Source organism: Zhihengliuella sp. ISTPL4, assembly GCF_002848265.1.
Taxonomy (GTDB): Bacteria; Actinomycetota; Actinomycetes; order Actinomycetales; family Microbacteriaceae; genus Microbacterium.
Genome location: NZ_CP025422.1, coordinates 467,185 through 479,387, shown reverse-complemented (window position 1 = coordinate 479,387; position 12,203 = coordinate 467,185). Strand labels below are relative to the sequence as shown.

Annotated in this window: 11 protein-coding genes; 3 read left to right on the top strand and 8 right to left on the bottom strand. The window is 69.9% G+C overall.

All coding sequences use genetic code 11. The features are described from left to right. Positions 1-38: 38 nt before the first annotated feature. Entirely contained in the window at positions 39-1,217 is a 1,179-nt protein-coding gene (locus CYL12_RS02320; RefSeq protein WP_101845172.1) for a glycine C-acetyltransferase, read from the bottom strand. Next, positions 1,217-2,260: an L-threonine 3-dehydrogenase gene (gene tdh, locus CYL12_RS02315; protein WP_101845171.1), complete on the bottom strand. Its 1,044-nt coding sequence runs from the start codon at positions 2,258-2,260 to the stop codon at positions 1,217-1,219. Before tdh ends, CYL12_RS02320 begins: the two co-directional genes overlap by 1 nt. Before the next feature lie 81 nt (positions 2,261-2,341). Between tdh and CYL12_RS02310 the strand changes: the two genes are divergently transcribed. Genes CYL12_RS02310 through CYL12_RS02300 form a run of 3 tightly spaced genes read left to right on the top strand, consistent with a single transcriptional unit; the run spans position 2,342 to position 5,852 of the window. Beyond that, positions 2,342-3,274 (top strand): LysR family transcriptional regulator, encoded by a 933-nt coding sequence (locus CYL12_RS02310; RefSeq protein ID WP_101845169.1) that lies wholly within the window; start codon positions 2,342-2,344, stop codon positions 3,272-3,274. A 9-nt stretch (positions 3,275-3,283) separates the two neighbouring features. Beyond that, positions 3,284-5,335 (top strand): M3 family metallopeptidase, encoded by a 2,052-nt coding sequence (locus CYL12_RS02305; RefSeq protein WP_101845167.1) that lies wholly within the window; start codon positions 3,284-3,286, stop codon positions 5,333-5,335. A gap of 19 nt (positions 5,336-5,354) precedes the next feature. Beyond that, positions 5,355-5,852 (top strand): GyrI-like domain-containing protein, encoded by a 498-nt coding sequence (locus tag CYL12_RS02300; protein ID WP_101845165.1) that lies wholly within the window; start codon positions 5,355-5,357, stop codon positions 5,850-5,852. Between the two features lie 34 nt (positions 5,853-5,886). On the opposite strand, the gene clpX is transcribed toward CYL12_RS02300, so the two are convergent. The 6 genes from clpX to CYL12_RS02270 all read right to left on the bottom strand — a co-directional run bounded on the left by clpX (position 5,887) and on the right by CYL12_RS02270 (position 12,135). Then, complete coding sequence (gene clpX / locus CYL12_RS02295; RefSeq protein WP_101845162.1) at positions 5,887-7,155, bottom strand: ATP-dependent Clp protease ATP-binding subunit ClpX; 1,269 nt, start codon at positions 7,153-7,155, stop codon at positions 5,887-5,889. Positions 7,156-7,272: 117 nt separating this feature from the next. After that, the gene (locus tag CYL12_RS02290; protein WP_101845160.1) at positions 7,273-7,887 is read right to left on the bottom strand and encodes a hypothetical protein; all 615 of its coding nucleotides are present in this window, start codon (positions 7,885-7,887) and stop codon (positions 7,273-7,275) included. Between the two features lie 12 nt (positions 7,888-7,899). Next, positions 7,900-8,751, bottom strand: a complete 852-nt coding sequence (locus CYL12_RS02285) for an aldehyde dehydrogenase family protein (protein ID WP_101845157.1) — start codon at positions 8,749-8,751, stop codon at positions 7,900-7,902. Continuing rightward, the gene (locus CYL12_RS02280; protein ID WP_101845155.1) at positions 8,748-10,190 is read right to left on the bottom strand and encodes an aldehyde dehydrogenase family protein; all 1,443 of its coding nucleotides are present in this window, start codon (positions 10,188-10,190) and stop codon (positions 8,748-8,750) included. The genes CYL12_RS02285 and CYL12_RS02280 overlap by 4 nt, the downstream gene beginning before the upstream one ends. 11 nt (positions 10,191-10,201) lie before the next feature. Beyond that, entirely contained in the window at positions 10,202-11,203 is a 1,002-nt protein-coding gene (deoC, locus tag CYL12_RS02275) for a deoxyribose-phosphate aldolase (protein ID WP_025105015.1), read from the bottom strand. After that, positions 11,200-12,135: a sugar-binding transcriptional regulator gene (locus CYL12_RS02270; protein ID WP_060921184.1), complete on the bottom strand. Its 936-nt coding sequence runs from the start codon at positions 12,133-12,135 to the stop codon at positions 11,200-11,202. The genes deoC and CYL12_RS02270 overlap by 4 nt, the downstream gene beginning before the upstream one ends. Positions 12,136-12,203 lie beyond the last annotated feature (68 nt).

The following is a 12,203-nucleotide window of genomic DNA, read 5'->3' as shown; positions in this document are numbered from 1 at the left end:
TTGCAAATACTTCTTTGCAAGCGTTTCTTTGCACCATGTCAGCTCACGGTCTCCCGCGCCGCGACGAAGGCCGCGACGCAACGCTCGACCTGCTCGGCGGTGTGCGCGGCGGAGAGCTGCACGCGGATGCGCGCCTTCCCCCGCGGCACGACAGGAAAGCTGAACGCGGTCACGTACACGCCCTGCTCCTGCATCGCCGCGGCGATCCGGGCCGTCAGAGCGGCATCGCCGAACATGACGGGAACGATCGGGTGCTCACCCGGAAGCAGGTCGAAGCCCTCCTCCGTCATCCGGGCACGGAACAGGACCGCATTGTCGCCCAGTCGCGCCCGCAGGTCCGCCGACCCCTCGATCAGATCGAGGGCGGTCAGCGTCCCGGCCACGATCGTTGGAGCGAGGGTGTTCGAGAACAGGTAGGGACGGGAACGCTCGCGCAACAGCGCGACGATCTCCGCGTGGGAGGCGACGTACCCGCCGGAGGCCCCGCCCAGCGCCTTGCCGAACGTGCCGGTGTAGATGTCCACGCGATCCGCGACGCCGCACAGCTCCGGCGTTCCGCGCCCGTTCTCGCCGACGAAGCCGACCGCGTGCGAGTCGTCCACGAAGACGAGGGCGTCGTACCGCTCAGCGAGGTCGCAGATCTCGGCCAGCGGGGCGATGTAGCCGTCCATCGAGAAGACACCGTCGGTCACGATCACGCGGAACCGGGCGTCGGACGCCGCCCGCAGCTGCTCCTCCAGGTCCGCCATGTCGCGATTGCGGTAGCGGAGCCGGCGCGCCTTCGACAGCCGGATCCCGTCGATGATGGACGCGTGGTTCAACTCGTCCGAGATGATCGCGTCCTCCGCGGAGAACAGCGTCTCGAAGACACCGCCGTTCGCGTCGAAGCAGGAGGAGTAGAGGATCGCGTCATCGGTGCCGAGGAAGTCCGCGAGCCGACGCTCCAGTTCGAGGTGCTGCTCCTGCGTGCCGCAGATGAAGCGGACGCTCGCGAGCCCGTACCCCCACTCGTCCAGGGCCGTCCGCGCGGCGCTCAGGATGCGGGGGTCGTCGGCCAGCCCCAGGTAGTTGTTGGCGCAGAAGTTGAGCACCTCGGCGCCGTCGGCCGTGATCTCCGCCCGCTGCGGTCCGCGGATGCCGCGCTCGTGCTTGGTGAGCCCCGCCTCCTCGATTCCCGCCAGCTCCTGCGCCACATGGTCCTTGAAGGTCGCGTACATCACAGCTCCGTCCAGTCGAGGATGATCTTGCCCGTGCCGGCGGACTCCGCCGCCGCGAATCCGCGCTCCCAGTCGCGCGCCGGCACGACCTCGGCGATCACCCGGCTGATCGCGTCGCGTAACGTCGCACTCGTCTGCAGCATCGCCCCCATGGCGTTCCAGGTCTCGAACATCTCACGGCCGTAGATGCCGGTGATCGTGAGCATGTGCGTGACGAGCTTGCCCCAGTCGATGTCGAACCCGGCCGACGGCAGCCCGAGCATGGCGATGCGTCCGCCGTGGTTCATGTTGTCGATCATCGCCGGGAGCGCCGATGCCGCGCCGCTCATCTCGAAGCCGATGTCGAACCCCTCGCGCATGCCGAGCGCCCGCTGCGCGTCGCGGATCTCCTGGCGGGAGACGTCGACGACCTCGTCGGCGCCCATCCCCCGCGCCATCTCCAGGCGCGGCGCACTCACGTCGGTCCCGACGATGAAGCGGGCGCCGGCATGCCGGGCGACGGCGATCGCCATCAGGCCGATCGGGCCGCACCCGGTGACGAGCACGTCCTCGCCGACGAGCGGGAAGCGCAGGGCGGTGTGCACGGCGTTGCCGAGCGGGTCGAAGATCGCACCGAGCTCCGGGGTGACCTCGGCGTGGTGGACCCACACGTTCGTCGCCGGAAGCGAGAGGTACTCGGCGAAGGCGCCGTCGCGCTGCAGCCCGAGTCCGATCGTGCGGATGCACATCTGCCGCCGTCCGGCACGGCAGTTCCGGCAGGTGCCGCAGACGATGTGTCCCTCGCCGGACACCCGGTCGCCGACGGCGATGTCGTGGACGAGCGGTCCGACCTCGACGACTTCCCCGTAGAACTCATGTCCCGGGATGAGGGGCGCGGAGATCGCGGAGGCCGCCCAGTCGTCCCATCGCCGGATGTGCAGATCGGTTCCGCAGATGCCGGTGCGGAGCACGCGGATGACGACCTCGCCGGGACCCGCGACGGGGTCGGGACGCTCCACGAGTGCCAGGCCGGCGCCGGGTTCCTCCTTGAACAGAGCTCTCATGCTCCGATCCCATCGCATCGCACGGTGTAGAACAATCGGCAGGTTCTGTACTGTCTGTATAGCTGGCACTAAACTTTCCGCATGGAACTCCATCAGCTCCAGATCCTCCGCGAACTCGGAGCCCTGGGAAGCGTCACCGCCGTCGCCGAGGCTCTCCGGGTCACCCCGTCCGCCGTCTCGCAGCAACTCGCCGCGCTGCAGCGCTCCTTCCCGGCGCCGCTCACCCGCCGGCAGGGCCGCACGCTCGAGCTGACGTCCGCCGGCGAGATCCTCGCGGCGGCCGGGGCCGAGGCCATCGACGCGATGGCCGCGGCGCGCCACGCGCTGGACGACTTCGAGGGCGCGGCGACGGGAGAGGTGAGCATCAGCGGCTTCCACAGCGTCGGTCAGGCGCTCTTCGGCCCGCTCGTCCGTGAGCTGTCCGGGAAGGAGCACGCCCCGACCGTGCGCCTCACGGACGAAGACGTCGCGCAGAGCGAGTTCCCGGGGCTCACCGCGCGGTACGACCTCGTCCTCGCCCATCGGATGGAGCACTCCGCGCCGTGGCCGACCGAGGGCATCCGCGCGGTCGGTCTCGTGCGCGAGCCCCTGGATGTCGCGGTCTCCGCCAAGCACCCGCTCGCCGATCGCCGCACGCTCTCGCCGGACGAGGTCGCCGACGAGCAGTGGGTGACGAGCCGCGTGGGCTACTCCCCCGACGACGTGCTGCGTGCCGTCGCCGCCGTCGCCCGTCGCCCGGTCGAGGTCCGTCACCGCATCAACGACTACGGCGCGGTGTCGGCGGTGGTCGCAGCCGGAGGCGTCCTCGGGATGCTCCCCCGGTTCACCTCGCGCAGCGTCGACGATCGGGACATCGTGCGCATCCCCCTCCGAGGCGTGAGCACGCACCGCATGGTCGATGTCCTCGCACGGCCGGAGAACCTGCGGCGCCGCGCCGTGCGCGTCGTCCTCGATGCCCTGCGAGAGGTGATGACCCGTCTGAGCGCGGAGCGTTCCGGAGACGGCGGTGGCTAGGCTCGGAGGATGAGCGACGCCACGAACCCGCTGCTGCAGCCGTCGACCCTTCCCTTCGGACTCCCGGACTATCGGGCCATCCGCCCGGAGCACTACCTCCCCGCCTTCCGCGCCGGGTTCGCGGAGCAGCTCACCGAAGTGGCGAACATCACCCGCGTGCGGTCGATGCCGACGTTCGAGAACACCCTCGAGGCGCTGGAGAGGTCCGGCGAGCTGCTCGACCGGGTGGCGCACGCGTTCTACACGGTGAGCTCCGCCGATGCCACGCCGGAGATCCAGGCGATCGACGAGGAGCTCGCGCCGCTCATGGCCGCTCACCAGGACGCGATCACGCTCGATGCGGCGCTCTACGCGCGCGTGGCCCACGTGTACGAGCAGCGCAACGCCCTCGATCTCGACCCTGAGCAGCGCTACCTCGTAGAGCGCTACCACCGCGAGATGACGCACGCCGGGGCCGGGCTCGACGACGAGGCGAAGGCGCAGCTCACGACTCTGAACCAGAAGCTGTCCGTGCTCACGAACACGTTCGAGCGGAACCTGCTGAGCGACACGAACGACCTCGCCGTGGTGTTCGACTCCGCGGCCGAGCTGGAGGGTCTGAGCTCGGGCGAGCTCTCCGCTGCCGCGCGCGCCGCGGGTGACCGCGGGCTCGACGGACGCTACCTCCTCACCCTGCCGCTGTTCACCGGCCACCCCGCGCTCGCCCGCCTCGCTGTGCGGGAATCCCGCCGTCGGATCATGGCGGCGTCCCGCGCGCGGGGCTCGCGCGACAACAACAACGACAACCGCCCGGTGCTGCGCGAGATCGTGCGCCTCCGCGCCGAGCGTGCGCGCCTCCTCGGGTACCCGTCGCATGCCGCGTACGTCACCGCCGACGAGACGGCGGGCTCCCCCGAGGCCGTCGAACGGATGCTGCGCCGGTTGGCGGCGCCATCCGCCCGGAACGCTCGCGCCGAACGGGACGCGCTCCAGGCGATCGTCGACGAGACGGAGTCCGAGCCCTTCGCCGTCGAGGCCCACGACTGGGCGTTCTACACCGAGCGCGTGCGCACCTCCCGCTACGACATCGACACCGCCGCCCTGCGCCCCTGGTTCGAGGCGGAGCGCGTGCTCCAGGACGGCGTGTTTTTCGCGGCGACCCGCCTGTACGGGGTGACCTTCCACGAGCGCCGTGACCTCGCGGCCTATCATCCGCAGGCCCGGGTCTTCGAGGTACGCAACGCCGATGCCTCCCCGCTCGGGCTCTATGTGCTCGACCTCTACACCCGTGACTCCAAGCGCGGCGGCGCCTGGATGAACGCGATCGTCAGCCAGTCCCGCCTGCGCGGCAGCACCCCGGTCGTGGTCAACAACCTCAACGTCCCGCAGCCCGGGGACGGCGAGCCCACGCTGCTGACGCTCGACGAGGTGACGACGCTGTTCCATGAGTTCGGGCACGCCCTGCACGGCCTGTTCGCCACGGTGACCTACCCGCACTTCGCCGGGACCAACGTGTTCCGCGACTTCGTCGAGTTCCCCAGCCAGGTGAACGAGATGTGGATCCTCTGGCCGGAGGTCCTCGACCACTACGCCCGGCACCACGAGACCGGCGCGCCGCTCGATCCCGCCATCGTGGAGAGACTGCGGGCGACCGCGACGTTCGATCAGGGGCACGCGACCAGCGAGTATCTGGCGGCGGCGTGGCTGGATCAGGCGTGGCACCGGCTCTCCGCCGAAAACGCTGTGGACGATGTCGCCGACTTCGAGGCGGCAGCGCTGGCCGACATCGGGCTCGACGACCCCGCCGTTCCGACCCGATACTCCTCCACCTACTTCGCCCACGTCTTCTCCGGGGGCTACAGCGCCGGGTACTACTCGTACATCTGGAGCGAGGTGCTCGACGCCGATACGGTGGAGTGGTTTCGCGAGAACGGCGGGCTCAGCAGGGAGAACGGGGACCGCTTCCGCGATCGCCTGCTCGGGGTCGGCGGTTCGAAGGACCCCCTGGCCGCCTACCGCCACTTCCGCGGGCGGGACGCGGAGATCGAGCCGCTCCTGAAACGCCGTGGACTGGACTCCTGAGTCGTGAGACCCTGAGCCCATGGACGCATTCCCTGACGCTCCGTTCGGCCCGGTGGACAGCCTGGAGCTGGACCCCGTTCCCCTCGCCGTCATCCGACACGAGGGCATCCGCCTCGCCGACCTCAGCGACGCTTTCGACTCGGGATACGCGGCGATCGGCGCCGCCTTCGCCGCGGGCACGCTGATTCCCACCGGTCCGGCACTCGCGATCTACCATGGCGATCCCATGGGCGAGTTCGACCTGGAACTCGGCTTCCCCGTCCAGACACCGCCGTCCGACCCGATCGCCACCGGCGACGGGACGGCCATCGTGGCGTCGACCCTGCCGAGCGGGCAGGCCGTCGCGAGCACGGTTCTCGGCTCCTACGACGGCCTGGGCGACGGGTGGGCCGGGCTGGTCGCTCGCGCCGCGGAGGCAGGGCTGCACCCCCGCGGTGTGTGGATCGAGATCTACGTCTCGGACCCCGGAGTCGACCCGGACGAGCTGCGCACGGACCTGCTCATGCCCGTGGCGTGAGTAGGCGCGTCTGAGCCTCGCCGACGCGCGACGTTCAGGCGCTCTTGCGCTTGCGCTCCATCACGATGGTGGGCGCGGCGCCCTCGTCGACGGCGGCACGGGTGATGATCACCTTCGCGACGTCCTCGGCAGAGGGGATCTCGAACATCACCGGGCCGAGCACGTCCTCCAGGATGGCACGGAGTCCACGGGCACCGGTCTTGCGCTCGACGGCGAGATCCGCGATCGATCGCAGCGCGTCCTCCTCGAACTCGAGCTGGACGCCGTCGAGCTCGAACATGCGCTGGTACTGCTTCACGAGCGCATTGCGCGGACCCGTGAGGATGTCGATGAGCGCAGCCTGGTCGAGGGGCGACACGTTCGTGACGACGGGCAGGCGACCGATGAACTCCGGGATGAGCCCGAACTTGTGGAGGTCTTCCGGGAGCACCTCGCTGAACAGGTCGAGGTCCTTGCCCTTGTCGTGAAGCGGAGCGCCGAAGCCGACGCCGTGCTTGCCGACGCGCGCCGAGACGATGTCCTCCAGCCCGGCGAAGGCGCCGGCCACGATGAAGAGCACGTTCGAGGTGTCGATCTGCAGGAACTCCTGGTGCGGGTGCTTGCGTCCGCCCTGCGGCGGCACCGAGGCGACCGTGCCCTCGATGATCTTCAGCAGCGCCTGCTGCACGCCCTCGCCCGACACGTCGCGGGTGATCGACGGGTTTTCGGCCTTGCGGGCGATCTTGTCGACCTCGTCGATGTAGATGATTCCCTGCTCGGCGCGCTTCACGTCGTAGTCGGCGGCCTGGATGAGCTTGAGGAGGATGTTCTCGACGTCTTCGCCGACATAGCCGGCCTCCGTCAGCGCGGTCGCGTCAGCAACGGCGAACGGCACGTTGAGGCGCTTGGCGAGCGTCTGCGCCAGGTAGGTCTTGCCGCAGCCCGTGGGTCCGATGAGCAGGATGTTGCTCTTGGCGATCTCGACCTCGTCGGCCTTCTGCTCAGCAGGCTGCAGGGTGCCGTGAGCGCGCACGCGCTTGTAGTGGTTGTAGACGGCGACGGACAGCGCACGCTTCGCGGGCTCCTGTCCGACGACGTACTCCTCGAGGAACGTGAAGATCTCGCGGGGCTTCGGCAGCTCGAACTCGGCGACACCCTCGGCAGACGACTCCGCCATGCGCTCTTCGATGATCTCGTTGCAGAGCTCGACGCACTCGTCGCAGATGTACACGCCGGGTCCGGCGATGAGCTGCTGCACCTGCTTCTGGCTCTTTCCGCAGAAAGAGCACTTGAACAGGTCAGCGCTTTCACCGATGCGGGCCATGCGCGTCCTCCTCGGGGGGATCAGGATCGTTCTTCGAGCCTAACCGCTGCATACGACACCGGGCCGCATTGGCGACGAGTCGTTCGGCGGGTCCGGCGGACGACGGTGTCTCCGGCGTCATTCCGCGGGGAGGCAGCCGCCGTCCATGATGTATCCCCCGACCTCGACGCGGACCTCGTCGGGACGCAGTTCCCCGAAGACGCAGCCGCCCGCGGGACCGTCGGCCCCGAACGCCACCGCGCGCGCATCTCCCCGGGCGACGTGATGGACGAGGCCGACCTCGCGCAAGGCGTCCTCGACGGCGATCACGGAGATCATGCCCTCCGTGCGCAGCGCTTCGAGACGCACGCGGAGGTCCGCCGCCGGCTGCTCGGCGGCGGCCCGCGCCTCGGCCGACGTGTCCATCCGCTCACGATGCCGGTCGTTCTGTTCCATCGCGTGTTCCGGGTCGTACGGCGCACACTCCGGCGGAAGCTCGGCGCCGTCCACCTGCGGGCAGGCGACGGTGGGAGTCACAGTCGGCGTCGGCTCTCCGGCGGCGACGTCGGCCGGCGCCGGAGCACAGCCGCCGAGAAGCAGGATCGCCGCCAGCACGAGCGTCACTCGCCCGGGGCGGGCGCGGGCGCCGGAGATCGCCATCATCCCGTCATGAAACCACAGCAGCGGCGTCACCCGCACGCTGCTCGAACGACGAGGCCCCGCCGCGCGGTGCGCGACGGGGCCCTCGGTCATCCTGACGTGTCGTCAGACCATGCTCTTGGTGTGCCAGACCGTCTTGACCTCGGTGAAGGCGGCGATCCGCTCCGGCGACGCGACCACATCACCGGGGGCGAGCACGCGCTTCAGCGTCTCCGCCGCGGCGATCTGCATGTCGACCCACTCCAGCGCGCCCGCGCCGGCGAGGTCGAGGGCGTTCACATCCTGGTGCGAGGCGAGCCACGGCGCGATCTCCGCAGGCGAGCCGGTGAGCACGTTCACCACGCCCCCGGGCACGTCGCTGGTCGCGAGCACCTCCGCGAGACTGATCGCCGACAACGGGTACTGTTCGCTCGCGACCACGACGACGGTGTTCCCGGCGACGAGGGCCGGGGCGACCACAGAGACCAGGCCGAGCAGCGCCGAGTCCTGCGGGGCCACGATGGCGACCACGCCGGTGGGCTCGGGCACCGAGATGTTGAAGTACGGACCGGAGACGGGGTTGGCGTTGCCCGCCACCTGGGCGTACTTGTCGCACCAGCCGGCGTACCAGACCCAGAGGTCGATCGCCTCGTCGACCTGCGCCGTGGCCGCAGAAGACGAGATGCCCTCCTGCGCCACGATCTCGTCGACGAACTGCGCGCGACGCCCTTCCAGGACCTCGGCGACCCGGTAGAGCACCTGGCCGCGATTGTAGGCCGTCGCCCCCGACCAGGCCTTGACGGCGGCGCGCGCGGCGACGACCGCGTCGCGAGCGTCCTTGCGGGAGGCCTTGGCGGCGTTCGCGAGGAAGGCGCCCTTGCGGGAGACGACCTCGTACGTGCGTCCGGACTCGCTCCGGGGGAAGGCCCCGCCGATCGCGAGCTTGTAGGTCTTCGGAACGGTCAGTCGCTTGCTCATGCTGCGGCTCCCTTGAGATAGGCGGTGAGGCCCTGACGACCGCCCTCGCGGCCGTACCCGGACTCCTTGTAGCCGCCGAACGGGCTCGACGGGTCGAAACGGTTGAACGTGTTCGCCCACACGACGCCGGCGCGCAGCCGGTCGGCGACCGCGAGGATACGCGAGCCCTTGTCCGACCAGATGCCGGCGGAGAGACCGTACGGCGTGTTGTTGGCCTTGGCGATCGCCTCGGCGGGGGTCCGGAAGGTGAGGACCGACAGCACCGGACCGAAGACCTCGTCGCGGGCGATGCGGTGCGAGGCCTCGACGCCCGTGAAGATCGTCGGAGCGAACCAGAAGCCCTGCTCCGGGATCGCGCAGTCGGCGGTCCAGCGCTCCGCGCCCTCGGCCTCGCCGATGTCGCTGAGCTCCCGGATGCGGGCGAGCTGCGCGGCGGAGTTGATCGCGCCGATGTCCGTGTTCTTGTCGAGCGGGTCGCCGAGACGCAGCGTCGACAGCCGGTTCTTCAGCCGGTCGACGACCTCGTCGTGGATCGACTCCTGCACCAGCAGGCGGCTGCCTGCGCAGCAGACGTGGCCCTGGTTGAAGAAGATCCCGTTGACGATGCCCTCGACGGCCTGATCGATCGGCGCGTCGTCGAACACGATGTTCGCGGCCTTGCCACCCAGCTCCAGGGTCAGCTTCTTGTTCGTCCCGGCGACGGCCCGGGCGATGTCGCGGCCGACACCCGTCGAGCCGGTGAACGCGACCTTGTCGACGTCGGGGTGACGGACGAGGGCGGCGCCGGTCGACCCGGCCCCCGTGACGATGTTCACGACACCCGCGGGGAGATCGGCCTGCTGCAGGATCTCCGCGAAGATCAGCGCCGTCAGCGGCGTGGTCTCGGCCGGCTTGAGCACGACCGTGTTGCCGGCCGCCAGCGCGGGCGCGAGCTTCCACGCGAGCATCAACAGCGGGAAGTTCCACGGGATGACCTGCCCGGCGACGCCCAGCGCACGCGGGTTCGCGCCCAGACCGGCGTAGTCGAGCTTGTCTGCCCAGCCCGCGTAGTAGAAGAACCAGGACGCGACGAGCGGCACGTCCACATCGCGGCTCTCCTTGATCGGCTTGCCGTTGTCGAGGCTCTCGGCGACGGCCAGCTCGCGGGCGCGCTCCTGCACGAGGCGGGCGATGCGGAACAGGTACTTGCCCCGGTCGCGACCGCTCATCCGCGACCAGACCTTGTCGTAGGCGCGCCGGGCCGCGGCGACGGCGCGGTCGATGTCCGCATCGTCGGCGGAGGCGATCTCGGCGATCTCCTTCTCCGTCGCCGGGGAGATGGTGCGGAAGGGCGTGCCGGAGCCGTCGACGAACTCGCCGTCGATGAACAGCCCGTAGCTGTCCTTGAGATTCAGCGCCGCCGTGGACTCCGGAGCCGGAGCGTATTCCAGGAATGACATGTCGGGTTTTCCTAGTCGATCGTGACGTAGTCGGGGCCGGAGTAGTGGCCGGTGGTGAGCTTCTGGCGCTGCAGGAGCACGTCGTTGAGCAGGCTGGAGGCGCCGAAGCGGAACAGGTGCGGCTGGAGCCACTCCTCCCCCACGGTCTCGGCGACGGTGACGAGGTACTTGACCGCGTCCTTCGAGGAGCGGATGCCGCCGGCGGGCTTCACGCCGATGCGCTCGCCCGTCCCGCGATACCAGTCGCGCACCGTCTCCAGCATGAGCAGCGTGGTCGGCAGCGTCGCCGCCGGCTGCACCTTGCCCGTCGAGGTCTTGATGAAGTCGCCGCCGGCGAGGATGCCGAGCCAGGAGGCGCGCTTGATGTTGTCGTACGTGTTCAGCTCGCCGGTCTCGAGGATCACCTTGAGCGACGCGTACGAGCCGTCCTCGCGGCGGCACGCCTCCTTGACTTGGGCGATCTGGTCGAACACCAGACCGTAGCGGCCGGACAGGAACGCACCGCGGTCGATGACCATGTCGATCTCGTCCGCGCCCGCGGCCACCGCTTCCGCGGTGTCGGCGAGCTTGATCGCGAGGGAGGACCGGCCGCTCGGGAAGGCGGTGGCCACCGCAGCGACCGAGATGAGGCCGTCGTCGGGGTCGCCGTGCAGGCTGCCGAGAGCCTCGACCGCGCCGGCGACCATGTCGCCGTAGACGCACACGGCCGCCACCCGAGGCGTGGACGGATCCGCCGCGTCCGGGTTCTTCGCCTTGGCGACGAGCGAACGGACCTTGCCGGGGGTGTCCGCCCCCTCCAGGGTGGTCAGGTCGATCAGCTTGATGATCGTGTCGAGGGCCCATGCCTTCGACGTCGTCTTGATGGAGCGCGTGCCGAGGCCGGCAGCGCGCTGCTCCAGCCCGACGGCGTCCACACCGGGGAGGCCGTGCAGGAAGCGACGGAGGGTCGCGTCGTCCGGCTCACCGCCGAGGACGTCCACCGCCGTCCTGCGGCTGAGTTCTGTCGTCGTCACTGTTCCTCCAACAATGCTCGTGCTGTGGTCTCATCGGTCACCAGGACCCCGCACAGGCCGCTGGTCACGACCGTGCGCGCGATGTCGTGCTTGGCGGGGCCCGCCGTCACGAAGATGGCCCGCGCGGCGCCGCGCAGGCGGTCGAGCGAGACGCCGACCGTGCGGGCATCCAGCTGCGGGTCGACGATGTTGCCCTCGGCGTCGACGTAGCGCCCGAGGACGTCGCCGACGGCACCGCGACGTGCCAGCTCCTCCACATCGGCGGCCGTGAGATAGCCGTTCTCGACGTGGGCGGAGGTCGCGTCGCACGGTCCGGCGGTGAACAGGAACGCCTGAGCGTCCGCCGCCTCCTCCAGCACGGCCGCGACGGTGCGGTCGCCTTCGATGGCCTGCTTCGTCTCGACGTGCTCCAGGATCGCGGGGCTCGGCAGCAGGGAGACCTGGCCGGAGGCGCGCTGGGCGATGGTCACCGCGAGTCCCGCGGCCCCTCCCGAGCGCCGGTTGAGGCTGACACCGCCGTTGAGCTGCACGACGGTGACGCCGTTCGCCCAGCCGTCGGGAAGCGCCTCGGCGACGGCGCGGAGCGTCTTGCCCCAGCTCACCCCGAGGGTGCGCGGAACAGGACGGAGGGCGGTCAGGAAGTCGGCGGCTGCCTGAGCGACGCGCTCCAGGGTGCCCTCGTCGCCCTCCGGCGAGGGGACGACCACGGCGTCAGTGAGCCCGAACCGCTCCACGAGCTCGCGTTCGAGGCCGAGCCGACGGGCGCGCGGGTGGACGATCTCGATGCGAACGATCCCCCGCTGCCGCGCCTGCGTGAGGAGGCGCCCGACCTTCCAGCGGGAGATCTTCAGGAGACCACCGATCTCGTCCTGCGTCTTGTCCTCGTCGTAGTACAGCTCGGCGACTCGGACCATGAGCAGATCTTCTTCCACGGTGTCCTCCTTCCTCCTCCAGGGTAGGCCGGATTCAGCGTTCGCGCATCCATCTGCTCACATGCGCA

Coding starts and splice junctions, on each gene's coding strand:
- clpX (WP_101845162.1), bottom strand. CDS start 7,155: ATGGCCCGCATCGGTGAAAGCGCTGACCTGTTCAAGTGCTCTTTCTGC.
- CYL12_RS02285 (WP_101845157.1), bottom strand. CDS start 8,751: ATGAGCAAGCGACTGACCGTTCCGAAGACCTACAAGCTCGCGATCGGC.
- CYL12_RS02300 (WP_101845165.1), top strand. CDS start 5,355: ATGGACGCATTCCCTGACGCTCCGTTCGGCCCGGTGGACAGCCTGGAG.
- CYL12_RS02290 (WP_101845160.1), bottom strand. CDS start 7,887: ATGACCGAGGGCCCCGTCGCGCACCGCGCGGCGGGGCCTCGTCGTTCG.
- CYL12_RS02320 (WP_101845172.1), bottom strand. CDS start 1,217: ATGTACGCGACCTTCAAGGACCATGTGGCGCAGGAGCTGGCGGGAATC.
- CYL12_RS02305 (WP_101845167.1), top strand. CDS start 3,284: ATGAGCGACGCCACGAACCCGCTGCTGCAGCCGTCGACCCTTCCCTTC.
- CYL12_RS02280 (WP_101845155.1), bottom strand. CDS start 10,190: ATGTCATTCCTGGAATACGCTCCGGCTCCGGAGTCCACGGCGGCGCTG.
- tdh (WP_101845171.1), bottom strand. CDS start 2,260: ATGAGAGCTCTGTTCAAGGAGGAACCCGGCGCCGGCCTGGCACTCGTG.
- CYL12_RS02310 (WP_101845169.1), top strand. CDS start 2,342: ATGGAACTCCATCAGCTCCAGATCCTCCGCGAACTCGGAGCCCTGGGA.